The organism is Paenibacillus sp. FSL K6-1558, assembly GCF_038002565.1.
Classification (GTDB): Bacteria; Bacillota; Bacilli; order Paenibacillales; family Paenibacillaceae; genus Paenibacillus; species Paenibacillus polysaccharolyticus.
This window is the reverse complement of the sequence record NZ_JBBOCV010000001.1, coordinates 909097-935342: the sequence shown is the minus strand read 5'-3', so window position 1 is coordinate 935342 and position 26246 is coordinate 909097. Positions and strand designations below refer to the sequence as shown.

At 44.4% G+C, this 26246-nt stretch carries 25 protein-coding genes and 1 riboswitch; of the genes, 19 read left to right on the top strand and 6 right to left on the bottom strand.

Annotated elements, in window-relative coordinates; translation table 11 throughout:
* Nucleotides 1–10: 10 nt before the first annotated feature.
* A complete protein-coding gene (locus MHI38_RS03865) occupies nt 11–709 on the top strand; it encodes a response regulator transcription factor (RefSeq protein ID WP_090916668.1) in 699 nt (232 codons plus the stop codon).
* Nucleotides 706–2259: a sensor histidine kinase gene (locus MHI38_RS03860; RefSeq protein ID WP_336120145.1), complete on the top strand. Its 1554-nt coding sequence runs from the start codon at nt 706–708 to the stop codon at nt 2257–2259. Before MHI38_RS03865 ends, MHI38_RS03860 begins: the two co-directional genes overlap by 4 nt.
* 113 nt (nt 2260–2372) lie before the next feature.
* On the opposite strand, the gene MHI38_RS03855 is transcribed toward MHI38_RS03860, so the two are convergent.
* Nucleotides 2373–3599 (bottom strand): glucose-1-phosphate adenylyltransferase, encoded by a 1227-nt coding sequence (locus MHI38_RS03855; RefSeq protein ID WP_154890433.1) that lies wholly within the window; start codon nt 3597–3599, stop codon nt 2373–2375.
* Nucleotides 3600–3795: 196 nt separating this feature from the next.
* Between MHI38_RS03855 and glgB the strand changes: the two genes are divergently transcribed.
* Nucleotides 3796–5817: a 1,4-alpha-glucan branching protein GlgB gene (gene glgB, locus MHI38_RS03850; protein ID WP_154890432.1), complete on the top strand. Its 2022-nt coding sequence runs from the start codon at nt 3796–3798 to the stop codon at nt 5815–5817.
* Nucleotides 5814–7244 (top strand): glycogen synthase GlgA, encoded by a 1431-nt coding sequence (glgA, locus tag MHI38_RS03845; RefSeq protein WP_154890431.1) that lies wholly within the window; start codon nt 5814–5816, stop codon nt 7242–7244. The genes glgB and glgA overlap by 4 nt, the downstream gene beginning before the upstream one ends.
* Nucleotides 7245–7327: 83 nt before the next feature.
* Here the strand turns inward: glgA and MHI38_RS03840 are convergent, their stop codons facing one another.
* Nucleotides 7328–8503 carry a M20 family metallopeptidase gene (locus MHI38_RS03840; protein WP_154890430.1) on the bottom strand — a complete coding sequence of 392 codons (1176 nt, stop codon included), beginning with the start codon at nt 8501–8503 and terminating at the stop codon, nt 7328–7330.
* Nucleotides 8504–8701: 198 nt separating this feature from the next.
* Between MHI38_RS03840 and MHI38_RS03835 the strand changes: the two genes are divergently transcribed.
* The 3 genes from MHI38_RS03835 (at nt 8702) to MHI38_RS03825 (ending at nt 11933) form a co-directional block, all read left to right on the top strand.
* Complete coding sequence (locus MHI38_RS03835; protein WP_154890429.1) at nt 8702–10168, top strand: ABC transporter substrate-binding protein/permease; 1467 nt, start codon at nt 8702–8704, stop codon at nt 10166–10168.
* Complete coding sequence (locus tag MHI38_RS03830; protein ID WP_123065699.1) at nt 10155–10877, top strand: amino acid ABC transporter ATP-binding protein; 723 nt, start codon at nt 10155–10157, stop codon at nt 10875–10877. The genes MHI38_RS03835 and MHI38_RS03830 overlap by 14 nt, the downstream gene beginning before the upstream one ends.
* A gap of 185 nt (nt 10878–11062) precedes the next feature.
* A riboswitch (cyclic di-AMP (ydaO/yuaA leader) is annotated at nt 11063–11259 on the top strand.
* Nucleotides 11260–11261: 2 nt separating this feature from the next.
* Nucleotides 11262–11933, top strand: a complete 672-nt coding sequence (locus MHI38_RS03825; RefSeq protein ID WP_221789416.1) for a 3D domain-containing protein — start codon at nt 11262–11264, stop codon at nt 11931–11933.
* A gap of 131 nt (nt 11934–12064) precedes the next feature.
* Here MHI38_RS03825 and MHI38_RS03820 read toward each other — a convergent pair whose 3' ends face one another.
* A complete protein-coding gene (locus MHI38_RS03820) occupies nt 12065–12883 on the bottom strand; it encodes a polysaccharide deacetylase family protein (protein WP_090916651.1) in 819 nt (272 codons plus the stop codon).
* Between the two features lie 154 nt (nt 12884–13037).
* Here MHI38_RS03820 and lpdD point away from each other — a divergent pair, with 154 nt between their 5' ends.
* From lpdD to MHI38_RS03795, 5 genes are all read left to right on the top strand, one after another.
* On the top strand, nt 13038–13373 hold the full coding sequence (gene lpdD, locus MHI38_RS03815) for a prenylated flavin chaperone LpdD (RefSeq protein WP_090916649.1): 336 nt from the start codon (nt 13038–13040) through the stop codon (nt 13371–13373).
* A gap of 191 nt (nt 13374–13564) precedes the next feature.
* On the top strand, nt 13565–14236 hold the full coding sequence (locus MHI38_RS03810) for a PspA/IM30 family protein (protein ID WP_090916647.1): 672 nt from the start codon (nt 13565–13567) through the stop codon (nt 14234–14236).
* 95 nt (nt 14237–14331) lie between these two features.
* Nucleotides 14332–14733: a DUF350 domain-containing protein gene (locus MHI38_RS03805; RefSeq protein ID WP_090916645.1), complete on the top strand. Its 402-nt coding sequence runs from the start codon at nt 14332–14334 to the stop codon at nt 14731–14733.
* Between the two features lie 31 nt (nt 14734–14764).
* Complete coding sequence (locus tag MHI38_RS03800) at nt 14765–15271, top strand: DUF4178 domain-containing protein (protein WP_154890427.1); 507 nt, start codon at nt 14765–14767, stop codon at nt 15269–15271.
* Between the two features lie 11 nt (nt 15272–15282).
* Nucleotides 15283–16032, top strand: a complete 750-nt coding sequence (locus tag MHI38_RS03795) for a DUF4247 domain-containing protein (protein WP_154890426.1) — start codon at nt 15283–15285, stop codon at nt 16030–16032.
* A gap of 135 nt (nt 16033–16167) precedes the next feature.
* Here MHI38_RS03795 and MHI38_RS03790 read toward each other — a convergent pair whose 3' ends face one another.
* Nucleotides 16168–16512, bottom strand: coding sequence for an HNH endonuclease (locus tag MHI38_RS03790; RefSeq protein ID WP_261769334.1), 345 nt, complete (start codon nt 16510–16512; stop codon nt 16168–16170).
* 238 nt (nt 16513–16750) lie between these two features.
* Between MHI38_RS03790 and MHI38_RS03785 the strand changes: the two genes are divergently transcribed.
* Both MHI38_RS03785 and mobB read left to right on the top strand, forming a co-directional pair.
* Nucleotides 16751–18019 (top strand): molybdenum cofactor synthesis domain-containing protein, encoded by a 1269-nt coding sequence (locus tag MHI38_RS03785; RefSeq protein ID WP_154890646.1) that lies wholly within the window; start codon nt 16751–16753, stop codon nt 18017–18019.
* A 5-nt stretch (nt 18020–18024) separates the two neighbouring features.
* On the top strand, nt 18025–18597 hold the full coding sequence (gene mobB, locus MHI38_RS03780) for a molybdopterin-guanine dinucleotide biosynthesis protein B (RefSeq protein ID WP_154890425.1): 573 nt from the start codon (nt 18025–18027) through the stop codon (nt 18595–18597).
* A gap of 236 nt (nt 18598–18833) precedes the next feature.
* Here the strand turns inward: mobB and xerS are convergent, their stop codons facing one another.
* A complete protein-coding gene (gene xerS / locus MHI38_RS03775; RefSeq protein ID WP_341180985.1) occupies nt 18834–19925 on the bottom strand; it encodes a tyrosine recombinase XerS in 1092 nt (363 codons plus the stop codon).
* A 200-nt stretch (nt 19926–20125) separates the two neighbouring features.
* On the opposite strand from xerS, the gene MHI38_RS03770 reads away from it, so the two are divergent.
* The 3 genes from MHI38_RS03770 (at nt 20126) to MHI38_RS03760 (ending at nt 22437) form a co-directional block, all read left to right on the top strand.
* On the top strand, nt 20126–20614 hold the full coding sequence (locus tag MHI38_RS03770; RefSeq protein WP_090916635.1) for a GNAT family N-acetyltransferase: 489 nt from the start codon (nt 20126–20128) through the stop codon (nt 20612–20614).
* 57 nt (nt 20615–20671) lie between these two features.
* Nucleotides 20672–21445, top strand: coding sequence for an SDR family NAD(P)-dependent oxidoreductase (locus tag MHI38_RS03765; protein ID WP_341180984.1), 774 nt, complete (start codon nt 20672–20674; stop codon nt 21443–21445).
* 101 nt (nt 21446–21546) lie between these two features.
* Nucleotides 21547–22437, top strand: coding sequence for an aldo/keto reductase (locus tag MHI38_RS03760; RefSeq protein ID WP_090916631.1), 891 nt, complete (start codon nt 21547–21549; stop codon nt 22435–22437).
* Nucleotides 22438–22720: 283 nt separating this feature from the next.
* Here the strand turns inward: MHI38_RS03760 and MHI38_RS03755 are convergent, their stop codons facing one another.
* Complete coding sequence (locus MHI38_RS03755) at nt 22721–23950, bottom strand: DUF418 domain-containing protein (protein WP_341180983.1); 1230 nt, start codon at nt 23948–23950, stop codon at nt 22721–22723.
* Nucleotides 23951–24223: 273 nt separating this feature from the next.
* Here MHI38_RS03755 and MHI38_RS03750 point away from each other — a divergent pair, with 273 nt between their 5' ends.
* A complete protein-coding gene (locus MHI38_RS03750) occupies nt 24224–24919 on the top strand; it encodes a response regulator transcription factor (RefSeq protein WP_090916627.1) in 696 nt (231 codons plus the stop codon).
* Entirely contained in the window at nt 24906–26213 is a 1308-nt protein-coding gene (locus MHI38_RS03745) for a HAMP domain-containing sensor histidine kinase (RefSeq protein WP_341180982.1), read from the top strand. Before MHI38_RS03750 ends, MHI38_RS03745 begins: the two co-directional genes overlap by 14 nt.
* Nucleotides 26214–26246 lie beyond the last annotated feature (33 nt).

Here is a 26246-nt window from a genome sequence, read left to right as displayed (position 1 = left end):
GAAGAACTTGATGAGTAAAGTACTTATTCTTGAGGATGAAGAATCTATCCGCAGTTTTATCGTCATTAATTTAAAAAGAAATGGATTCGAAGTGCTGGAAGCGGGCGATGGTCATGAGGCCTTACGCATTTTGCAATCTGTACCCGATATTGATCTTGCACTGCTGGACGTTATGGTTCCTGGCATTGATGGGTTTGAAGTATGCAGACGGATTCGTGAAACGAACGAACGGCTCGGTATTATTTTCTTGACAGCCAAAGTTCAGGAGCAGGATAAAGTATACGCTCTTTCAGTAGGGGCAGACGATCACGTAAGCAAACCTTTCAGCCCGACTGAACTGATTGCACGGATTCAATCACTTCTTCGTCGTGTCAATGTACACCGCGAAACTGCGGCTAAAGTAACGTTCCAATCGGGGCCGTTTTCACTGGATCTGATCTCCAAACAGTTTAAAAAGAATAATGAAGCCATTGAATTAACACCTACGGAATTTTCTTTAATTCAGTTCTTCTTGGAAAAAGAAAATACGCCGCTGAGCCGTGACTTGCTACTGGACCATGTGTGGGGCAAAGAATATATGGGTGATCCCAAAATTGTTGATGTTAACATCCGTCGTCTACGTCAAAAAATTGAGAACAATCCTTCCGAGCCTGAATACCTGCAAACTGTATGGGGTCACGGGTACAAATGGAAGGGCCGGGATCAATGATCAAAAAGGGGATCACGCGGCAGATCGTATTACACTACTTTATTGTCGTTTTCCTCGCTCTGGTGCTTGTTGAGTTTGTGTTTATGCTAGCTGTGCAGCGGTATTATTATGAGAGCATTTACAATACCATTAGCACGCACATTACCAATAACAGAGACTTTCTTGAGCCAATAGCCAGAGCTAGTAATGGAGAAGACGGCAACAACAACTTGTCCAGACTCCTTGTTCGACTTGCATTAGACAATACTGAACTGGAGATTCTGGATCTGAACGGCCGCGTGCTGGCGAGTTCGACGGCCTTTGAGTCAGATCGAGCGATGTTACAAACGAGCGACGTTATGCAGGCTTTGAACGGGGATATGGGACGATGGATTGGCAGACAACCCAACACCGGAGAATCGGTGATGGCAGTTGCCAACAAATTCGACCTTGGTGGTGAAAATACGTACATTGTACGTTATCTGACTTCGCTCGAATCCGTAAACTCTAAATTACTTGTCATGGGGTTACTGGCTATTGCCGTAGGCGTTGGTGTACTTGCCATCGTGTTAATTATCAGTATTGGAATGGCCAACTCCATTGTAAGGCCTATTAACAGTATCACAGCGGTATCTGCTCAGATGGCGAAAGGACGGCTGGATGTCAGAGTCAAAGGGAATTATAAACATGAACTGGGCGAACTCGCGTCAACGCTTAACTTCATGGCCCACGAAATTGTACGTAGTAACCAGATTAAAGACGATTTTATTTCGTCCATTTCCCATGAACTGCGTACACCGCTGACCAGTATTAAGGGTTGGAGTGAAACGCTTGATTCAGGTGGATACGATCCGGAAGAAACACGTATTGGTATGGGTATTATCGCGAAGGAAACAGAGCGGCTAATCGGGTTGGTAGAGGAGATGCTTGATTTCTCCAAACTGCAACAGAACCAGATGAAGCTTGTGAAAGGCACAGTTAATATTCGTGAGGTTGTGCAAGAGACCATGCTGAACGTATGGGCCAAAGCTGAACAAAAGCAGGTACATCTGAAGTTAGAGACGGACGAAACACGCGCCTACAATGTATATGGCGATGGGAATCGTTTGAAGCAGGTGTTCTTAAACATTGTGGACAACGCGATCAAGTTCTCACATGAGAACTCGTGGATATTCCTTACGGTCAAAGAAGAGAATGGTCAGATTGTGGCTGTTGTGCAGGATACAGGAATTGGGATCAGTGAGGAACATTTGATTAAGGTAAGGGATCGTTTCTTCCAGGTAAACCACCAAAATGGAGGCACGGGACTTGGTCTTGCCATTACTCAGGAGCTTGTGGAATTGCATGAGGGCACCATTACGATGCAAAGTGAGCTTGGTTCAGGGACAACGGTGACCGTATCCTTACCTATGCTTAATCAGGAGATAGCTTCAGTTGAACAAGATATAACGGATGAGGTAGCACTGATCGAAGCTGGTACACCGGAGAAACCGGCAAATACAACTTCGGAGCCAGATCAGAAGGAGCAGATACAGGCTCATGACTCATCAACTGAGGGCGAGAAGCGCTAGTTCGTCATTATCACACGTACGGTGGTAGCAGACGATGAAATCTTATACAGCGAAACCAGAAAGGCGAGCCATTATGGCTCGCCTTTTTACATTTAAGGTACATCTTAAAGAATTTATGAGGATAATTCACCAGCACGGAGACGACCACTTTTTTCATACACTTCTTTGAGCATACGTACAGGTTGCGTGCGTACGGCTGGTTTAGGTGCGACAATCTCATTCGGGCCAACGACAACAATTTCATCGGCTGTACCTTTAACAATGGCACCATCTTTGATAATGGCTCCTTCGCCGATAATTGCGCGTTCGATATGAACACCGCGGCCTACGCGTGCATTAGGCATAATGACACTGTCAAGCACTTCAGAGCCTTTGCCAACTTCGGCACCGCAGAAAATCACGGAGCGTTCAGCCCGGCCTTCAATAGCGCAAGAGTCGTGAACCATGGAAGCCAGATGTTGCATCTGATTTTGTCTCGCTTTGATCGCGCTTGGTTTGGAGCGCCATTCGCGGGTGAACATAGGCCAATCTTCTCGTTGCAAGCTCCAGTTTTCTTCGTTATATAACAGATCCATATGCGCATCCCAAAGACTTTTCACCGTACCGACATCTTTCCAGTAACCATTGAAATTATATACGTAAAGCGAATTGGTTTCATTTAACATCTGTGGAATAACGTCTTTTCCGAAGTCATGACTGGAATTTGGATTCGCAGCATCTTCAAGCAAGTGACGTTTCAGATATTGCCAATTGAACATGTAAATGCCCATCGAGGCCAAGTTACTTTTAGGTTCAGCCGGTTTTTCGGCAAATTCGGTTACTCTCATGTTTTCATCAGCAGCCATAATTCCGAAGCGGTGAGCTTCGTCCCAAGGCACTTCCATCACCGAAATGGTTGCAACAGCATGATTAGCCTTGTGTGATTCAAGCATTTCGCGGTAATCCATATGATATATGTGGTCACCCGACAAAATTAGAACATTTTCGGGGTTTTGCTGGTCAATATAGTCCATATTTTTATATATGGCATCCGCAGTTCCCAAGTATTCGTCATTTCCTGTATGATAAGATGGAAGCAAGGAGATTCCGGTCTCATTCGAATTGCCAGGTGTCCATGGCTCTCCTTGACCAATATGTTCGTGCAATGATTCCGCCTGGTACTGCGTCAGAACACCTACAGTGTCGATCCCTGAGTTGACGCAGTTACTGAGAGGAAAATCGATAATCCGGTAATGCCCGCCAAACGGTACAGCGGGTTTTGCAATCCTCGAGGTTAAAGGAGCTAATCGCTTTCCTTCTCCTCCCGCCAACAGCATAGCGATGCAATCTTTATTAAACATGATCGTTTCCCTCCCAAAATATTTGTGCAGTGTAGTACATTAGTAAACGAAAGCGAAGCCTCTGAAACGATAGCTATTGTAAAAATTCTGAAAAAATACATCATTTTTTAAAACAACGCATTTTTCTTTTCAACTTGGCTAGAATGGGGTAATGGTTAACGTTATATCTATTTTCTGGAGAAAAGAAGGTGATCCCTTGGCTATTGAACCGTTGACACAACCGGATAAGTTATCTGATCTTATTTATTTATTTCATGAAGGTAATCTTCATCACAGTTATCGAATGTTGGGCGCGCATCCTGAGACTCGCGATCACCGTCAAGGATTCCGTTTTACCGTATGGGCACCCAATGCCGTAGAGGTGGGACTGGCTCTGGACCGTAATGGATGGCAAGGAGAAAAGGAACCTTTATATAAGATACCCGAATCTGGATTTTGGAGTCGTTTTATTCCGGGAATCGAAGAAGGTACTTTATACAAATTTCGCATTTTAACGGAAGATGGGACTGAAATTCTCAAAGCGGATCCGTATGCATTTGAGGCAGAAGTTCGTCCTCGAACGGCGTCAATCACAAGTTCCATTGAAGGTTACAAGTGGAATGACGGTGCATGGAGGCGTAAACAACGCTCGATGTACAACAAACCTTTACATATTTATGAAATGCATCTGGGTACCTGGAAGCGCAAAGGCGATGGGAGCCTGTATAGTTATCGTGAGATGGCGGATTTGCTCGTTCCTTATTTGCTTGAGATGAATTATACCCACGTTGAAATGATGCCCCTTAGTGAGCATCCATATGACCTGTCATGGGGATACCAAAATACGGGTTTTTACGCACCTACAAGCCGTTACGGGCAACCCAAAGATCTGATGTATCTGGTGGATACACTACATCAGGCGGGTATTGGTGTATTACTGGATTGGGTGCCAGCTCATTTTGCCAAAGATGCGCATGGCCTACGTTTGTTTGATGGTACACCTTTGTTCGAGTACGCAGATCCAATGTTAGCCGAGAAGCCGGGCTGGGGAACCCTTAGTTTTGATTATTCCAAACCTGAGGTTCGCTCATTCCTTATTTCGAACGCACTGTACTGGATGGAAATGTATCATTTTGATGGACTTCGTGTTGATGCGGTGACGAGTATGCTTCGTCTTGATTTCGAAAAGCAGCCAGGTCAATATCGTACGAACGATGAAGGTGGCCTGGAGAATAAAGAAGCGGTTGCTTTTTTACAACAGTTGAACACAACTGTTTTCGAATATTATCCTTATGCTTTAATGATGGCTGAAGAATCCAGTGCATGGCCAATGGTTACCATGCCAGTGGACAAAGGTGGTCTGGGTTTTAACTATAAGTGGAACATGGGCTGGATGAATGATACGTTAGATTACATGGAATCTGATTTTCATGAACGTGCTTCCAAACATCATTTGCTGACATTTCCGGTGGTATACTCCTTTTCTGAAAATTATGTGCTTCCTTTGTCTCATGACGAGGTAGTGCATGGTAAAAAGTCCCTTTTGAACAAAATGCCAGGAAGTTATGAGCAAAAATTTGCGGGTATGCGCGCGTTTCTCGGTTATTTCATGACATTTCCAGGCAAAAAGCTGTTGTTCATGGGTGGAGAGTTTGGACAGTTCATCGAATGGAAAGATGAAGATCAGTTGGACTGGTTTTTGCTGGACTATGATAGTCACCGCAACCTGCACAAGTTCGAGCGCGAGCTATCTGAGTTGTACGTCCGTGAAAAAGCTTTGTGGGAGCTTGATCATTCCTTTGACGGTTATGAGTGGATCACTCCGGATGACCAGGGCCAAAGTGTCATTTCATATGTACGCAAAGGAAAAAAACCTGCGGATACACTCCTTGTGCTCATTAACTTTCAGCCTGTCAAAAGGGAGCGTTACCGGATTGGCGTCATGCGTCCCGGTATGTATACCGAAATATTAAATAGTGATCATTCGGATTACGGTGGTTCAGGGATAATTAATGATATGCTGATCCCTACGGAAAAGATTCCATTTCACGGGCATGCAAACAGCCTGGAGCTGGACTTACCACCGCTAAGTATCGTTATTTTAAAAAAGAATACACGCCGGAAAACGGAGCCCATCGCTGAAGGTAGCGCTTCCGTGAAATCAAGAAAAAAGACTGAAAAAAATACAGAAAAAAAAGGGAATAGCACGCTTAAACCGAATAGGGGGACAAAAGCATGAATATTTTATTTGCAGCAGCAGAGGCCCATCCGTTTATCAAAACGGGAGGTCTGGCTGACGTTATCGGTGCTCTGCCGCAAGCGTTGAAAAATAACGGAGCAGATGTACGCGTGATTTTGCCGAAATATAAAGGGATACCTGAAGAATACAAAGAAGCTATGAAACCCGTGCTCGTGACGGATGTCCCGCTTGGTTGGCGTAGAGCCTATTGTGGCATTGAGATGCTGGAGTATGAAGGAATTCCAGTTTATTTTATTGACAATGAGTATTATTTTGCACGGGATGGCGTTTATGGGTACATGGATGATGGCGAGCGATTTGCATTTTTCAACCGCGCTGTACTCGAGGTGCTTCCACAGCTTGATTTTAAACCAGACGTTCTGCACACACATGACTGGCATGCAGGTATGATTCCGTTGTTGCTCAAGGCTCACTATGCCCATGATGCGTTTTATAGTGAAATCCGAACGGTATTCACCATACATAATTTGTTGTATCAAGGTGTATTTCCACACCAGTTGTTCAGCGAAATTTTGGAGCTTGATGATCGGTATTTTACGATGGAAGGCGCCGAATATTATGGGAATGTCAATTTCTTAAAATCAGGTATTGTGTATTCTGATCATGTGACAACGGTGAGCCCAACCTATGCTAGAGAAGTGCAGACATCTTATTATGGGTATGGACTGGACGGATTACTAAGTTCGCTTGGAGATCGCTTCAGCGGTATTGTGAACGGCATTGATACCAAAAGTTATAACCCGGCAACAGACAATAAAATTGCAGTCAAATACAGATCAAGCTTGTCCAAAAAAATCGAAAATAAAAACGAATTGCAAAAAGAACTGGGACTTCCGGTGCGTCCAGATGCACCACTGATGGTCATGGTGACCAGGCTCGTTGATTCCAAAGGGCTCGATCTGGTATGTCGGGTTCTGGATGAACTGCTCTACTACGATGACATTCAATTCGCCGTGCTGGGGACTGGAGATTCAGCTTATGAACATTGGTTCAGAGAGGCGGCTAACCGGTATCCACTAAAAATGTCAGCACAGATTACATTCAATGACGGATTATCTCGTCGTTTCTATGCGGGCAGTGATATCTTCCTGATGCCATCCAAATTTGAGCCGTGTGGAATTAGCCAGTTGCTGGCATTGCGTTATGGCAGTGTACCACTGGTAAGGGAAACAGGGGGATTAAACGATACGGTTCAAGCTTACAATGAGTTCACAGGAGAAGGTAACGGCTTCTCATTTACAAGTTTTAACGCACATGACATGATGAATACCATTCGCCGTGCAGAAGAGTTCTATCGTAAACCGGCTGAGTGGAAAAAAATTGTGAAAAATGCAATGAGCGGGGAATACAGCTGGGATGTATCGGCTGAGGAATATATGGATATTTATCGTCGAATTCAGGTGTGATCTAAGAGTAAGGTTTTATTTCGATTTTCGTATGGAGTGCCGCAGTTTAATAACTGCGGCTTTTGTTGTTACTCCGGCATCACTTAGCGAGTAATTTGGTCAAATTCCTTACGGATGGCTTGCAACAGTTCAGGCTTGCTTAGAACATCATAAGCTGTAGCAGCGAGCGCTTTGGCTCCTAAAATCATGCCATCCAGAGCGCGTTCCTGCAACGCCAAATCACGGAATTCAATAGAATGCAGGGTATGAACTTCATCAACGACACGGATATAAGGGTGAATCGCTGGGCATCTCAAGGAAACATTACCGATATCCATCGAGCCATGGTCGTTCCCACTGACGATTTCTTCCTGCGGAATGCCAAGTTCCATTAAATTCTGACTGAACGCGTCAGAGAAGGTCTCATTCGTGACCATCTCATCATAGGATGTTTCGTAGTTGGATGTTACGAGTTTACATCCGGTCTGAAGTGCAGCGCCTTGTGCTATCTGAACGACACGTTCGGTTAGAACGTTCAGTTCTTTGCGTGTGGCTGCACGCACGTAAAACTGAGCAGAAGCATAGTCCGGGATAATGTTAGCAGCTTGTCCACCGCTATTTATGATGCCGTGAATACGGACGGTGCTTTTCACCTGCTGTCTAAACGCATTAATTCCGGTGAATGTTTGGATAACCGCATCGAGGGCATTAATACCTTCATGTGGGCTGGCTGCCGCATGTGAGGATTTACCATGGAACTCGAATTGTACGGCATCGATTGCAAGGGAGCTGCCTGATTTTTCATAAGCATAGAATGGATGGGCCATCAGTGCGACATCACAGTCGTCGAATAACCCCGCTTCCGCCATCGGAACTTTAGCCCCGCGTGTCTCCTCTGCAGGTGTACCAAACACCTTGATCGTTCCGCCGACTTCGTCCACAATGGCTTTCAGGCCAACGGCTGCGCCAAGACTCATCATGCAGATCAGGTGATGTCCGCAAGCATGACCAATTTCGGGCAAAGCATCATATTCACATAGTAGGGCAATGGTCGGGCCTGGCTTGCTCGAAGCATAAGTACCGATGAAAGCTGTTTCCAGTCCGAGAATCGGAGCTTGTACTTTGAACCCATGATAAGACAATTCTTCCTTCAAACGGGCAGAAGCAAGATATTCCTCATTTCCAAGTTCAGGATGAGCTCCGATATATGATGAAATGTCTTTGAAACGGGAAGCATATTGATCAATAACGTTAAAAATTTGGGTTTTATTTGTTGTCATGGCTAAACTCCTTAGACAAAAATGAAAATAACTCCATGAGTATAACATGTTTGCAGTATTTTTTCAGAAACAAGTCAAGATTTGATCTTGAAAATGCATTGCATAATCATGCATTGTACTTTATAATGACTCAGTCATCAACATGACTGACGAATCAGTATGTAATCGTAATTATAGCATTGTAAGGGGAGAACAAGGTTGAAATTAATAAGTCGTTATACCGTAATGTTGTTAACGTTCCTTCTTTTTCTGACGGCGGCTGCACCTGCGGCGCTGGCGAGTGGAACGACAGACAACAGCTCAGGCGGTAAAAAACTGGTGCTCGGTACAAGTGCCGATTTTGCACCGTATGAGTTCCACAAAGTCATCAATGGTAAAGACGAAATCGTCGGATTTGATATTGCGATTGCCAAAGAAATTGCGGCGGATCTTGGAGCTGAACTCGTTATCGAGGATATGGGCTTCGACGGACTTTTGCCCGCACTTCAGAGTGGTCGTGTAGACTTGGTCGTCTCAGGCATGACGCCGACGGATGAGCGTAAGAAAAGCATTGATTTTTCAGATACGTATTACAAATCCAAACAAGTGATTATGGTTCGTAATGTCGACAAAGACAAATACCCGGACATGAAATCACTGGAAAATGTCAAGATTGGCGTGCAAAAGGGATCCATTCAAGAAACCATCGGACAGAAGATTCCTGGTGCAAAGCTGACTTCACTGGATAAAATCTCCGACATCGTGCTACAACTGCAAACGAAACGCGTTGACGCAGCTATTGTAGAAGATACCGTAGCCGCTGGTTACCTGGATGACATTATCGGTCTTGCGGCAGCAGTTCCTGACGAAGAACAGGCTGAAGCCGCTGTCGGGATTCGTAAGGGCAATACGGAGTTATTAGCCTCTGTAAACAAAACCTTGGACCGCTTGAAAAGCGAAGATAAGATCAACCAGATGGTTACAGAAGCAAGTCTCCTGATGGCTGACAAAGTCAATAAATCTCAAAACATTTTTCAATTGTTCTGGGAATACAAAGGCTTATATGCAACAGGTATCGGTTACACGCTCCTGTTGTCAGCGCTAGGCGTAATATTCGGGGTCATCATCGGTCTGATTATTTGCCTGTTCCGTCTTCATAATATGGCGATTCTTCGCTGGATTGGTACAACTTATGTAGAGGTGATCCGCGGGACGCCAATGCTGGTACAACTTATGATTATCTATTACGGGGTGTCGCTAACTTTTGGCATTAACTTCTCAGCACTTCAAGCAGGGATTATGACGCTTTCCATTAACAGCGGTGCGTATCTCGCCGAGATTTTCCGTGCCGGTATCCAAGGCGTTGATCGTGGTCAACTGGAAGCAGCCCGTTCACTTGGTATGGGCAGAGGCGCAGCGATGCGTTACATTATTCTGCCACAGGCCTTCAAGGCCGTTTTGCCAGCCATCGGTAACGAGTTCGTAACGATTATTAAAGAATCATCCATTATTTCGGTCATCGGTATGGTGGATATTATGTATCAAGCAAGTGTAGTCAAAAATCTCACATTCCAGGGTCTGAACCCGTTCATTATTGCGGCAGCGATTTACTTTGTGATGACATTTATTCTGTCCAAGCTGCTCGGACGATTGGAAAGGAAGTTGGGTGCAAGTGATAGACGTTAGACAATTACACAAATCATATGGTAAAAATGATGTCCTGAAAGGCATCGACGTAACGATCGGCAAAGGTGAGGTCGTTGTAGTTATTGGTCCTTCCGGTTCGGGTAAAAGTACATTTCTGCGTTGTCTGAACCTGTTGGAACAGCCATCATCGGGACAGATCGATTTCGAAGGTGTTTCGATTACCGATCCGAAGCATAACATCAATGCTACACGTGAGAAGATGGGCATGGTGTTCCAGCATTTTAATCTGTTTCCTCATAAAACGGTGCAGCAAAACATAACGATTGCTCCAATCAAGGTGAAGAAACAATCCACGGATGAGGCCAACAAAATTGCCGAGGATCTCCTGAAGACAGTCGGTTTGGCGGACAAAAAAGATGTATATCCTAACCAGCTGTCCGGTGGTCAAAAGCAACGGATTGCCATTGCAAGAGCACTCGCGATGCAGCCGCATGTGATGCTGTTTGACGAGCCTACATCGGCCCTTGATCCGGAGATGGTCGGAGAGGTATTGGAAGTCATGAAACGTCTTGCTGAAGGCGGAATGACGATGGTCATTGTAACGCATGAGATGGGTTTTGCGCGTGAGGTGGGAGACCGCATTCTGTTCATGGACGGCGGCGTCATCGTTGAGGAAGGTACCCCGGATGAAGTGTTTGGTGCGCCAAAACATCCGCGTACGCGAGACTTTCTTGCAAAAGTACTTTAATTCATGCCATTCCGTATATAGAATCAAATGAATAACGGCGTTATCGGATCGAAAGATCCGGTGACGCTTTTTTGTTGTTTGCAGAAAAGGTAGAGCTGAAAAAGTAACTTTTCTGTTACCTGTAAAATGAATTAAAACGCCAAATGGAAACATTTACTACAGCTTAAGGTTACAAATTTGTGATATATTCAAGACTGCCGAAACTTCCGAAGCGGAAGTGCGGGGGACGTAACAATGCAGACATAGTTAATGATTTGAGAAATATGCTGCTTGGGGTGAATTAGGAATACATAATGCTTCAGCATGTCACGTACAGCCTATAGGGTGGGTTCCTCCATCCGAATCCGACAACTAACTTCGCAGGCATCATGAGGGAGGAAGACCATGCATAACAAGAAACGTTTAGCCAAAACAGCCATCGCACTACTGACATCCATTCTATTCATTCAAGCCGTTCCGGCTCACGCGGATTCCGTTCATGTGGCCAAAGAAGGGGATACCTTCTTCACCTTATCCAAGCAATACGGCGTTGATATGAACACATTAATTAAAACGAATAAAGACATCTCACCTTATAACATCTATGGTGGTTTGAAAATTACAATCCCAGGTAACGAAAACAAAGTAGAAGCGGCACCAGTTCAAGCGAAGTCGCAGGAAAAAACGGTGACTGCTGCAAGCCTGGACGTGAATACAGATAATAAAGTGGTACAGGCTTGGGGGAAAACATTCGACTACAGCAAAACGCTTAGTGTTAAAGCAACAGCGTATTCCGCGGATGCTTCCGAGAATGGTGGATGGGGCCCCGTTGATTATTTTGGCAACCCGCTCGAACTCGGCACAATCGCAGTGGATCCCAAGGTTATCCCTTTTGGAACCAAGGTACTAGTGACAGGGCATACACACCCTGGATTGCCGAAACAGGCTTTCGTAGCAACGGCTTTGGATGCAGGTAGCGCGATCAAGGGAAATCGTATTGACATCTTTATCCCTGGAAGCAAACAGTTCGTTAGTTCGTTTGGTTTTCAGGATATTGAGTTGTACATTTTAAAATAAGGCTTAAACCCTCTCATTTATGGATGTGAGGTCATAAGTTGAATTGAGCATTAATAGACAGGGTGTTCTTTCTTGCGTAATCATGATAGGCATAATTCATGACGACGTAGAGGGACACCCTGTTCTTTCAATTATTGTTTCTCTTTTGGCAGTTTAAGCATCTCGTCCAATGTAACTAATTCATATCCTCGGTTTCGCAATTCCTCAATAACCTCAGGCAAAGCCTCTACAGTACCTTTCAGGTTCGAACCTGTACCGCCGCCAGCATGTTGTAATACGATGGAACCAGGCTTCACCGCGGTGAGAATATTATGTTTTACCTTTTCCTTGTCTAGTCCCTTCCAATCGAGAGAATCCACATTCCAATTCACGATGCTGTAATGCTGTTTTGCAGCCCATCTCAACTGTTCTTCGTTAATGTCCCCATACGGAGGACGAATCATTTTGGGCGTATACCCCGTCAGGCGGTGAATGATATCGCCGGTATGTAATATTTGTTTGCGAAAGGCAGTCATTGATAATTTGCTGAATTCAGGATGATTGTAGCTGTGATTGCCAACGATATGTCCTTCTTTCACCATCCGTTTCACCAAGTCCGGGTGTTTCTCCGCACGGCTGCCAACAACAAAAAAAGTAGCACGAACCTTATATTTTTTTAATACATCAAGTACCTGCGGTGTAAATCTTGGATCAGGTACATCATCAAAAGTCAGCGCAACTTGTTTGGTGGAAGGGCCATTGGTTTTGAACGTATCCGCGTATTTCTGACGAAGTTGACCTAGAGTCAACTGTTCTTCTTTAACATCTGACCCAGACGCCGGTGTATCACTGAGGGTTGAAGAAGGTTCCTCAGATGAAGCAGCAGACACAGGCGCAGGGGCTAAAGGAGCTGTATAAACCCCAGAACATATAATAGTAACGAGTGCGAGCATGACGAGGCGTATTCGCATGTTAACGGCCTCCTTTTTCCAAAATTGCGTTCTCTATGGTATGCCCGTTGCCTGTTTCTTTTATGCGTGTGTGAGAAGTTTCATTGCATCATCAGGTCATGAAAGCCATAATTCCACCATATATAACATATAGAGAAGGATAGGTGGAGAGACGATGAGTACATATGATTTGAAATCCATTCGTTTAGAGGTTTTTGAGGCAGGACAGGACAAGGTATTTCTGGTTACGGGTGGTAAAGCTCATATCGGGGCTGTAGCTACATTCTATGTTGACCATGATCGGGTTAGTGGAACAACGGTACATATCCCGGGACACAAGGAACAAGAGTTATGTGAGCGGCTAGCCCGCAAGGCGGCACTGCAATTGAAAGTTACGGTAACCGTAATTATGGGCATACATTTTGATAGCATTACACGAGTGCAGATCGACGAGATCGTAATGACTGCAGAGAGACTTGTGGATGAACATTTGAATAAGAAGTCAGAGTAATGTTTTGGTAATCGGTCACCTTATAGGATAAACGACACGTGCCTGGATAAGCATAACCTTCAGAGGTAATCCTCCTTATATTAGAGGTTGTCATCAAGTTTTAATTTTTTTTTGTAAAATTGAAACGAGTTGCAGATTGTAACGTATGTATCTTTATATACAATGCACAATCCACTGGGAGGAATAACCTAATGTCTATTTTTAAAAGATTACGTGACCTGACAATGTCTAACATCAATGCGATTATCGACAAAGCTGAAGATCCAATCAAGATGACGGATCAATATATCCGTGACATGCAAGAGGATCTGGAAGATGCTGAGAAAGCAGTAGCCGCACAAATCGCAATCGAGAAGAAGTTCAAGCAATTGTTCGAGGAACAGGAAGCACTTGTGAAGAAACGTGAAGAGCAGGCTCACACGGCAGCTCGTGCACAGAACATGGACCTTGCTCGTCGCGCTTTGGAAGAGAAGAAAGCAGCGGAAGAGAAAATGGTGGAATACAAAGCCAGCTACGATCAAAACAAAGCGTCCGCAGACAATCTTCGTGGTAAACTCGATGAGATGCGCAAACAATTGACACAGATGAAAAACAAGCGCGAAACACTGGTCGCTCGTTATAACGCAGCCAAAGCACAAACCGAAATCAACAAAGCGCTGAACGGATTTAGCTCAGATACGGCGAGTGCGGGCTTGAAACGTATGGAAGAGAAAATGATGCAGATGGAAGCTCAGGCTGAAGCAAGCAACGAAATGTCTTCCAAAGGCAAATCACTTGACGAGGAATTTGAGAAACTTGGTAAGGATGCGGCTGTTGAGGACGAACTTGCTGCACTTATGAAACAGTACGAAAATAAAAACTAACACCTTGGCGTTCAGCAGGGTTAACCAGCGGAGGGGAACAGCGTTTCTCCTTCGCTTTTAAATGCGGATCATGTTGATAAGTGGAGGCTGTGTAAATGGATTTGAACATTTTGGCGATGCTGGTCTGGACGGTTTCAGGTTCGGTTTTGCTGTTTGTACTGATGTATGTAGATTCACTCTTTACGAAATACAAGGATTTTGCTGAAGTCAAGGCTGGCAATATGGCGGTCACTACCCGGATGGTAATGAAGTTATTTGCGCAAGGTTACGTGCTTGCAACATCCATCTCAACAGCAGGACATCTTGGAGAGGCTTTGCTCGTTTCTGTTGTATCATTTGTAATTTTATTAATTCTGGAAAGTGTTGTTCACTTTATGATTCGCAAATGGGCCACATTGGATCTGGACACGGGGATACAGCAAGGTAAGACAGGGTATGGCTTGTTCTCAGGCGCTTTGCATATTGTAGGCGCATTGATTATTGCAGCGTGCTTGTAAGCCGATAAGATAAGGAACAGGAGTAATTGGCATGAGTGTATGGAAACGTATTAAAGGAATACTAACAAAGCCCGAGCCACCTAAAGTGGAAAAAACGATGCTTCAGCTTGCTCCTGGGGATATCTGTGAAGTGTCTCTGGTCACTTATGAAGTCGTTGGCAGGGTGCAGAATCGGGCTCGTAACGCAGTTGTATTAACGCTCCAGGATGGTAGTTCATTCCGATATTTACATGTGGAGGAGCGTGAGATCACGCGTTACGCCCTGTATACACCTATTGATGGGAGACTTGATGCCCCTGACGAGGTGCCGACCATTCTTGAACTGGATGATCACGTGTATCATTTGGAGGAAGAATATGGAGGTATGGTTCAGACTGTGGGTAGAACGCCTTATGGTCAGGCTGGTGAGCAGCTTGTGTGGCAGTATCAATCGGATGATAACAAACTTCTTCGTGTGGAATGGCAAGATAGAAGGTTTAACCTCTACGAGGGTGAGTCCATTCTTCCTGCGGATATCAAAGTGATTCGTTCGAACTAGGAGAGGTTCCAATGAAAAAACGCTTGGCACATGGATTAAAATTAATGCTGGTCCTCAGCCTTGTGATGTCTCTGCTGTCTGCGTGTGGTGCAGCTCCTTCCGTACAGGATACATATCCTCTTGAATCGGTAAGTGGCAGCGGTCAATCCACGTCTTATGTGTATCGGGCTGCGGATCGCACAGTTCCTGAAGTAGCAAAAGAGCTGTCCGATCAACGAACACCCGACCAGATCTCGGCAGAAAATGCAGAGCGTATGTTCCTGGTGTATCAAGACCAGTATTATCACTTGCAACAAGATCCCAAGAAACCAGAGGATACGCTCGTCGAAGTCGATTCCAAGGAATATGTTCGTCAGAACTATAGCTCTTCCTTCTTACAAGGGTATCTAACGGCAACGTTAATCGGGAATTTGTTTGATACTTTTGGTGGACGCGGTTCAGGCAACTATCGGGGATACACGGAACGGGATACGTACAAACCGAGTGCGGGATCGTATCGGGCTCCAACGAGCAATGATAAAAAGCTGGCTCCGCCTATTACCGTTGAGCGAAAAGGCTCCATTACGCGGCGTGGCAGTGATAAGGACACAAGTGTTGGTTCTGGCGGCGGTTTATTCGACCGCAAAAAGGATCAAAGTCGAGGAAGTATCGATCGCAACAAGAGCAGTGGTGGCTTGGGTGGTTTGTTTGATTCACCAAAAAAATCCTACAAAAAGCCAAAGACTCGAATCGGTGGTGGCAGGATTATGAGGCGAAGATAACACCTCGCAAGCCTGATATATATGCTTTATGGAATGATTATGATTCAAAGAATGATGATTATATACAGGACAAAATAACAGTAGCATGGTGAGACACTGGCGAATGACAGTGAGCACCTTGTTACTGTTATTTTTTTATGATTTGCGGACATGATGGGACTTGCGAACACGAGGAATCGAAGAAGCTGGCTGTTTGCGTATCCAGCGCAGGTAAGGAATGATCCGTTCATCTGCATGCAGCGATTGTAGATCGGTCAATCCCAGCGTAACCAGATCCCGATTCGTATATAACGAGTGGATTTGTTTATGACAGGGAATGCACAGGTTAGCTGTGGGCATGAAGCTACCGCCCATCTCCTTTGGCGTTAAATGATGAACTGTTGTCTCGACGGGTTCTCTCCCGCATAACTCACAATGATGATTCGTGGTGATCACCTCCCGATTTCGAATGCTATTATGTGCAAAGAAAGGGTATTTCATGTTACCAGTTTGGCCCCTGATCATATTAGCGGGTAGTGATAGCAATGATGTTTCTCCTGTTAAATCTCAAGAGTGAACACATTTAGAATGTGTCTGTTCAGATACATATGCAGTTTTTCTATTCGGATTCAGTGAGTAATCGACTTGTCATCGGCGTATATTCGGGCTACACTTTCTTAAATGAGAAAAAGACCTCAGGAGGTAAGTTACTTTGAAACATAATTCCCATTCATATGATATGACCACCGCTAAATTTCATCGTACGGCTGTACAAGTACCGGAAGCACAGAGCAGAATTGCTGCTCAGGTATCGGCAGGCCGGATTGAACATGTGCCTCTTGCCGACTCACACGGCCGCACACTTGCAACGTCGATTGAAGCGCCGCATGCGTATCCTTTTTTCCGCAGATCAGGTATGGATGGTTTTGCGATTCAAAGTGCAGATACGGCTGAGGCCACAAGTGATCATCAAGTGTGGTTTCGCGTTATTGATGAAATCCCGTGCGGATATACACCAGAACATCATATTACACCTGGAACGGCTGCAAGAATCATGACGGGTGCTCAAGTTCCGGATGGTGCAGATGCCGTCGTCATGATGGAGATGACGGAAAGCAAGCAAGAAGAAGGGGAGCACTGGATTGCACTGAAACGTCACATTCAGGCTGGGGCTAATATTACGCCCATTGGGCTTGAAGTGCAGGAGGGACAGCAACTGATCGAAGCCGGTACCGTAATCGGGGCGGGTGAACAATCTGTGCTGGCGACGTTTGGCGTGGCAGAAGTGCCGGTCTTTGAACGGCCGAGGGTGGCTATTTTTGCTACAGGAACGGAGTTACTTGAGGTTCATGAGCCGTTGCAACCTGGTCGGATTCGCAACAGCAACAGCTATATGTTACGTTCTCTGGTTGTGGAAGCTGGAGGAGAGCCGGTCATGTACGGAGCCATCGCAGACGATGTGAATACAGCAAGGGCAAAACTGGAGGAAGCGATTCGGGAGAATGATATCGTTGTGACGACAGGTGGCGTGTCTGTTGGAGACTACGATATAATGGGCGAACTTGTGCTCGAAGAACAGATGCAACTTCTCTTTAACAAAGTTACGATGCGCCCAGGCAGTGTAACTACGGCTGCTGTATATAAGGACAAGCTGTTATTTGCTTTATCAGGTAATCCAGGCGCTTGTTTTGTTGGATTTAATCTGTTTGTTCGTCCCACACTTCGTGCGATGCAAGCAGATGTCCATCCTTATTTGGAAGAATGGAATGTGATTTTAGAAGACGGTTATGCAAAGGTGAACAACTTCACTCGTTTTGTACGAGGACGTACGATCATTCGAGACGGAAAAGTATTTGCGGCTCCAGCTGCATCCCGTGTGGATGAGTCAAGTGTCATGATCACCATTAAAGACAGTGACTGCCTCATTGTGATTCCGCCTGAGAAAAAGGGCATAGCTGCAGGGGAACGGGTCACAATTCTCAAACTTCCAACCGGGCAGGCAAGGTAACTAGAATGGATAAAAGGATTGCTTCAGAGCCAAAGATCATCCAAGTCGTTGGATATAAAAATACAGGCAAGACAACAATGACAGCTACATTAATCTCCGGACTTGCTTCCAAAGGCTTGAAGGTTGCTGCATTCAAACATGACGGGCATGACCATTTTGAAATGGATCAGGAAGGGACGGACTCGTATCAGTTTGGCAGAGCGGGTGCTGCAGCTGTTGTGGTGATGTCTCAGAAAAGAACAGCGGTCATTAAGCAACACAATACCCGGCTTGACGATATGTTGAGCCAGTTCTCAGACTATGACTGGATTGTGATTGAAGGTTTCAAAGACGCCCCGTATCCCAAATTGGTGATGGTGCGCGAAGCTAATGACCTGACCCTGATACGCAAGCTTCAGCAGGTGGTTGGCATTGTTTTTTGGACGCCTGAATTAATGAGGGAAGCAGAGGCGGAAAAGTTAAGTGCTCAGATGGATAAGAAACAGGATATAAGCAAAGGAGCTATGGCCGGTTTTCTGTTCCATGAACGGGAAGTTATTGTAGAGGCTCTGCTCCAGCTAAAATCACTTAATACCTGAGATCGTTAGAATGATCAAGATCTGTGGAGGGTTATTTTTAACGTAATTATTATTATGTAAACTAAATAAATGATTTTAATATATAACTGCTAAAATGCTCCATTTAACCTATCTTCGAATGACCTGATATTTCATTTTGGTGCTTGTTTCACACCGCGTGTGGCACGCGGTGTACTGTTTCATCACAATAGAGGACAGCCACATGTGCAATTGTCTATAAGACTTTAGTGATAACTCTAAGCATTATCATCCATGCGGCGTTCGATGGCTTCGGACATCGTTTTGTCGGTGAGATGCGCATAAATTTCGGTTGTTTCGGTAGAAGCATGACCTAGTTGCTCTTTGGTTTTGTAAATATCATTTTGCAAATAATAGTCGGTGGCAAAAGAATGGCGTAATTTGTGCACGGTAAGATACGGTTTGCCAAAACATTTAGCGTATTTCATAATCATCGCTTGAATCGCGCGTTTAGTCATTCGACTTCCTTCGGATTCCCCGTTACGGAGTGCAATGAAAAGTGCTTTTTCTCGTTTAGGTGTGCGGTAACGGGATTGCCGCAGATTCATGTATGCTGCCAGCTCATCTTTGGCCTGTTCTCTGAAATATACGGGCGTTTTGTATGTTTCATCATTGTTACCTTTGCGGTAAACATAGAGCAGTTTGTTACCTGGATCGAGGTCATCCACATTCAAGTTAACCACTTCAGATACCCGTAGACCGGAGTTGAGGATGAGGCTGGCGATACAGGCATCTCGTTCTTTGTTCAACTCATGTGAGTACAGGGCCTGTTTGTTCTTCTGCATATCTGTAGCGTAGCCCTCGAGAATGTAACCGATAAATTCGAGTAATTCATTCTCTTCCAATATCTTGCCTTTGAGTTTCGCGGCAGTATCTTTGGGTTTATGGGTACGTTTGATCTCAATCTTGGCCATGATATTACGTTTAAGCAGGGGATAGAAGTCCTCATCTTCAGCAATTTGGCTTAAATAATGAAATAACGACCGCAGGGAAGAAAGCTTGCGTGAAACCGTGATTCTTGAATTGGTTCCCTCACGCTTCGTAGTCAGGAACAGTCGGTACGCAGTAACCGAATCCATACGTAGCACTTCCAGTTCGGTCAATGTTACCCCTTGGTTGGACTCAGCTTGGGACAGCCCTTCTGCACGTAGCCAGCTGAAAAAGGTATCATAATCTCTCAAATACTCCAGCAGCGTGGACGGAGACAGATCAGGCAGTTTATAGTCAATGAATTGCTGAACAAACCAGGGCATGGATGGTAGTTTTTCATCTAGTTTGCGTCGGTCAATCTCTTTTTGCACGTTGGTCAAGTTCGGCACCTCCATGTGAACGATTATTTATCTACAAAGTATATTAAGTGTACCATAATTTACATGCATCATCTTGTTTGATTATGCTGATAGGTATGGTCAAGCGTTGTGCTACACAGGCTACGATTTGTCACGTTGTTGCCCTTCATCTTATAAAGGTTTACAGTATGTATACATACAGACTAGAGGAGGCGAACCAAATGAATATGCAGATTGAGCTGGTTCCCCGCGAACGCAGTCAGGTGATTCGGCATCTCATGCAATTTTATCTCTATGATTTTACGAAATATCTGAATATTGATGTAGACCAGGATGGTATTTTTCCGGAATATCCGGGATTGGATGCGTTCTGGACGGAGAAAGGACGCAAGTTTCCTTTTTTGATCACGAGTGATGGTTCACCAGCGGGGTTTGCACTTGTGGAGAAGTTAGATCCCGGGAGTAAGGATAATGACTACTATTTGACTGAATTTTTTGTGATGCAAAAATATAGACGTAGCGGCGTTGGAACAAATGCGGCTTACGAACTATTTAGACGTTTCCCTGGGCGGTGGAAAGTGACACAGGTTCGGAACAATGTGATCGCACAGGCATTCTGGCGTAAAATCATTGGAGATTATACCGGAGGGCGTTTTCGAGAAAAATTCCATCCTGAACTGGGCAATCCCAGTCAGTATTTTGTTACCTGATGTCGTAAAAACATGTCTGTAAACTGGAACCCCATAGTACAACAAAGGAGGTCTAACATGATCGTACCAGCATTTCATCTGGAAGGACAAACAGCATTAGTCACAGGGGCAGGGAGAGGTATCGGAAAAGCGCTTGCCATCGGCTTAGCGGAATCGGGGAGCAATGTCGTGCTTGTATCTCGAACGATGAAGGAGATCGAAGAGACAGCAACAATGATTAATGAAATGACAGGCCGCAAAGCTTTGGCGCTCTGCGCAGATGTCACTTCTAAAGAGCAGTTGGAAAAGACTTTTCAGCAAGCCATTTCGGAGATGGGACGAATTCATATTCTCGTAAACAATGCGGGTATGAACATTCGGACGCCAGCGCTGGAAGTAACGGAGGAACAGTGGGAAAGGATTATGCAAACAAACCTCAAATCCGCTTTTTTCGCTTCACAATTGGCAGGTCAGCATATGAAGCAGTATGGGGATGGGACAATCATTAACATCTCATCGGTAGGTGGACATACTGCCTTGCGAACAGGTGTCGTATATGGTTCTACCAAAGCGGCTTTAATCCATATGACTAAGGTGCTGGCGCTGGAGTGGGGGAAATACGGTATTCGCGTGAACTCGGTTGGACCCTGGTATTTCCGCACTCCACTGACCGAGAAGTTACTTGATGATCCGCAGTATTTGCAAGAAATTATTAACCGCACACCGCTTAGACGTGTAGGTGAATTACAAGAGGTTGTTGGGCCTGTTGTTTTTCTTGCTTCGGAGGCAGCCGGATATATCACAGGTCAGACTTTATTGGTGGATGGCGGCATGTCTATCTACGGTTTTTAAAAGTTTAAAAAAATGTGCCGCCCCGTGACTAAACGGGTAATAACATATGATACGACATGAAAAGGCCGTAAGAGACAAACCTGATTTGGAGGAGGATCATGATGGAACTTCGTAATTACGGAAATACCGGAATGAAAGTCAGTACACTTGGTTTTGGCGGCTCTGAGATAAGGGATGCGTCCAAAGCAGACGTAGAATTGTTGCTGAATCGTGCTTTGGATGCGGGTTTGAATATGATTGATACGGCGGAATGTTATGGAGACAGTGAAGAGAAAATCGGTGATGTGCTGGGACATCGCAGGCAGGAGTATTTTCTGTTCACCAAATGTGGACATGCAGCTGGTGTGAATGGACCCGACTGGGATGCCAAGGTGCTCGCACAGACCATTGACCGTAGCCTCAAACGCTTAAGAACAGATTATGTGGATGTCGTGCATCTGCACAGCTGTTCGGAAGAAGTACTTCGGCAAGGTGAGGTAATCGAGGTATTGCAACGAGCAAAAGAAGCTGGTAAAACTCGTTTTATCGGATATAGCGGAGATACGACAGATGCTCTATACGCCATCCAGACAGGTGCATTTGATAGTTTGGAGACATCATTGAATATTGCCGATCAGGAAGCGATTGAACTGACTTTGCCTGAGGCGCGAAAAAGAAATATGGGGATCATCGCCAAAAGACCGATTGCCAATGTAGCCTGGATGTATGATAAGGTGACAGAAGAGGATTATGCTTATCACTATTGGAAGCGGTTAAAAGAACTGAAATATGACTTTTTGGCTGAGGATGCAGAGCGAGTCGTAGAAATTGCATTGCGTTTTACGCTGAGCACTGAAGGTGTGGATACCGCCATTGTGGGAACCGTCAAACCTGATCGTTGGCTACAAAACGCCGAACTGGTGGCGAAGGGGCCGCTTGAGCAGGGGCTATATGATGCTATTCGTGAACGCTGGAAGGAAGTAGCGGGATCCGACTGGACAGGCCGTATCTAATTCGAGTTAATTTTAATAAATTCATTAATCATATAAAATTGGTTGTGAACGATTTGAATTTTTAAAAAACTGCCCAACAAAGGCAGTTTTTTGTGTTTAAAGGAGAGTACTTGAAGGGACAGCAGAGAAAATAATCTGTCTAATCTCTATAATTGTTTTGTATTTTCATCATATGAAAAATTCACAATAGAAGAAGCCTTTTCGAAAAAAAATAGAAAAAAGTCCCCGAAGGGACTTGGGATGTTGGGTAGAACTTATCCGAAATTGTTAAATTCAATAGCGTTTACTGACGCAAATTGTTGTTCAATGGCTGGGCGAGCTTAGCCGGAATTGTTTTGGAAGCACGGTTAACCTTACCATACGTAAGTTTGCGCCAGATCGACTCCATTGGTCCGATCTTGAAGCGTTTTAACCACAGCGAGGCAAAAATGACGAGTACAACATACACAGCAATGCTAAGCATAAGTGTACCAATAGGTTTTATAGAACTAGCCAATCCAAATGCATAAGGAAGCAGAATTATGGTTCCCATGATGGAATGAAGGAGGTAACAGGTCAGCGACATACGTCCAACTTTGGTAAATACCATCAACGCTTTACGAAGTGCAGGAACATACAAAAACAGCATCGCGAGGCTACTCATATAAAACATGCTCCCGGTTAAGTTCCCCTGTTGACCCAAAATCATGAATAGCTCCATCCAAAATGTATTTTCGGCTGAAATAAGTGTATTCACCATGGAGCTGAACTGAGTGAGTATAAATGCAGCCAAGCTGATGAACCAGATTCGCTTCCAGATTGATTGCTTTGCTTCCATATTCGTGAAGAAGTCCATCTTCACAAAATACATACCGATCAGGAACATCAGGAACATGGAATAAACTGTAGAAAATGAACTAGCCGCCATAACGCCCATATCAGCCCATCTTTCTACTAAGGAGTTCAAGTAAGTAGAACTGGTATGACTGGATAATGTGAAATCAAAATAAGTTGGCATGTTTGAGGATGCAGTGTTCATCGCATTATAGACCATCATAAATACAGGAGTCAGAAATTGAATCAATATAAGTGCAATAATCCATCGCAATATCGTTTTAGGTGTGCGAGCATAGAACGCGAATAGTAAAAATCCGGCTACGGCGTAAAAGGTCAATATGTCGCCAACCCATATAAAGGTGATGTGCAATAAGCCAATACAGAATAAAATTAATAATCTGCGGGCAAACAACTTTCGTGGATGTTCCACTCGTTGCACGGCTCGATCCATAAAGATCATAAATCCAACACCAAACAGAAAAGAAAATAGCGTGATGAATTTTCCTTCGGCGAATGTGGAAACGAGGTTGTGGACTAGATCGCCTGAATCCATATCAAATCCCTTCACCGAGTCTACAATCAAAAAGTAATTGACAATAATAATGCCGAGCATAGCAAATCCGCGAACGATATCTAGAAAATGCACACGTTCCTTCAGACTCATTGGTTTTACAAGGTTCTCTTTTTTTTCATTCATAACATTTCTCCTATTCATTTTTATATTTAACTTGAGCGAGTCTAATCTTGGTGTGTATAAATGCTTTCCTTACCTTGGATAACTATACTTATCGATTCTTAACAGTTTCTGAAAGTTCGTTTCATTTTTTTGATTTGTGACAAATGTATGACAAATGATTGCGTTCATAAATGGTTAAGATTTATGATTTATCGTATTACTTAAGTGTTACTGAAGGACGATATATATTGAGGGCACCGTAAATAACATCAGGAATCATGAGGTGAGAAGGGCATGACCCATCGGATATTAGTTGTCGAGGATGATCAGGATATTGGTGATTTGTTAGAAGAATCCCTTACGAGAGCGGGCAATGAGGTATTAAGAGCCAGAGACGGACAGCGTGCGCTGCAGCTTGTAGATGACGGGCTAGACTTGGTCATTTTGGATATCATGATGCCGGGGATGTCGGGGATTGAAACATGTGAGCAGATTAGAACGTATTCCAACGTTCCCATTTTGTTTCTAACGGCCAAATCGAGCACATTGGACAAAACAGAAGGTCTCCTGGCAGGTGGCGATGATTATATGACAAAGCCATTTTCAGAAGAAGAGCTTCATGCCCGTGTTATCGCTCAATTGCGAAGATATAAGATTTATAAGGAGAAAAAGGAAAGTGGAGATACGTTTCTGGTTGGAGGCAAGTTAAAAGTCAATGAACATTTTAATGAGGTCTCGAAAGAAGGACAGCAGCTCAAGCTATCTGATCTGGAGTATCGCATCCTGAAGCTCTTGATGAGCAAACGAAGCAAGATATTTTCCGCTCAAAATATTTACGAGAGTGTATGGGAACAGCCGTATTTTTATTGTTCAAACAACACCGTGATGGTGCATATTCGCAAACTGCGTGCAAAGATCGAGGATGACCCGGCACACCCGGTTTATATCCTTACCGAATGGGGGAGAGGATACCGTTTTGGCACACCGTAAATTTACGCTGACCAAAAAATTGGCCTTAATCATCTTGATGGCAGCTACGGTAAGTGGTCTGTTTTTTTTGACGATGCAGAAGGTTAGTAATGGGCTGATTGACAGATACCTTAATTCCGATGCGTACTATGAAAGTGAATCGTCTAAATCTATTGCAAAGTTTAGCAAATATGTTGAGACGAATGATCTGTCTTCAACCGATCGAAAGGCATTTGGGGAATGGGTGAAAAAAGAGAACTACATCATGCTAACCATCTACAAAGACCAGCTACTGCAATATGATTCGAATTACGCAGCGGAAGATGAGTCTGGATATGGGATAGAGCAGGAAACGCTATATGCTCAGAAACACTCATTTCCTGTCATGTTTAGTGATGGAGAGGGGAGAGTAACGGTAGACGGGTTTTTCTCATCCCGATATTACGATATTGCCTTTACTCTGGAACTACTCAGCGCCACGATGATTTTTCTGTTGATTGTCCTGCTGGGCATTCGTCGAAGCCTCGCTTACCTGAGAAAGATTCATGAGGAGATCCACATTCTTGAAGGTGGAGAACTGGAATATGAGATGACGATTCGGGGCCATGATGAAATAGCGATGATCGCTGAGAGTATTGAGGAACTTCGTAAGGCCTTTCTCGATAAATTGGATGCGATTGAAGCTTTGCAGGTGGAGAGCCGAAGCCTTGTTACCGAAATGTCACATGACATGCGAACCCCGCTTACCTCTTTGATCATGTATTTGGAATTTGCCAAGAAAGAACGTGGAGACCAAGGGACGGAACATAGCCATTACATCACGAATGCCTATGGAAAAGCCATTCAACTTAAAAAGTTGTCCGATAATTTATTTGATTATTTCCTTTTGGATAAAGAGCAAGAAGCTGACCTTGAGAGCATAGCTGTGCAGGAGGCTATTTATGATCTGATATCTGATCAGGTGGCCATTTTGCGGCAGGAGGAATTCAAAGTCCGCATTATTGGTGAACTGCCGCAAGTCTATATCACAGTGAATTTGGAGGAACTCGGGAGGGTCTTTGATAATATTTTGTCTAATCTGTTGAAGTATGCAGAACCCAAAGATGAAATCTGCATTACATTCAACTCTAGTCCGGAGATGTTTGACATTCAACTGGACAATACGATTAAAATTGCTGAGGTTTCTCCGGAAAGTACCGGACTGGGCGAAAGGATCATAAGCCGGATGATGAGCCGCATGCAAGGGCAGTTTCTCAGGAATCAAGATGGAGTACATTATAGTGTTGTGTTGAGGTTTAGGAAATCCAAAATCTAACCGCAGTACTAGAATGAAATATTCAAATTCAGA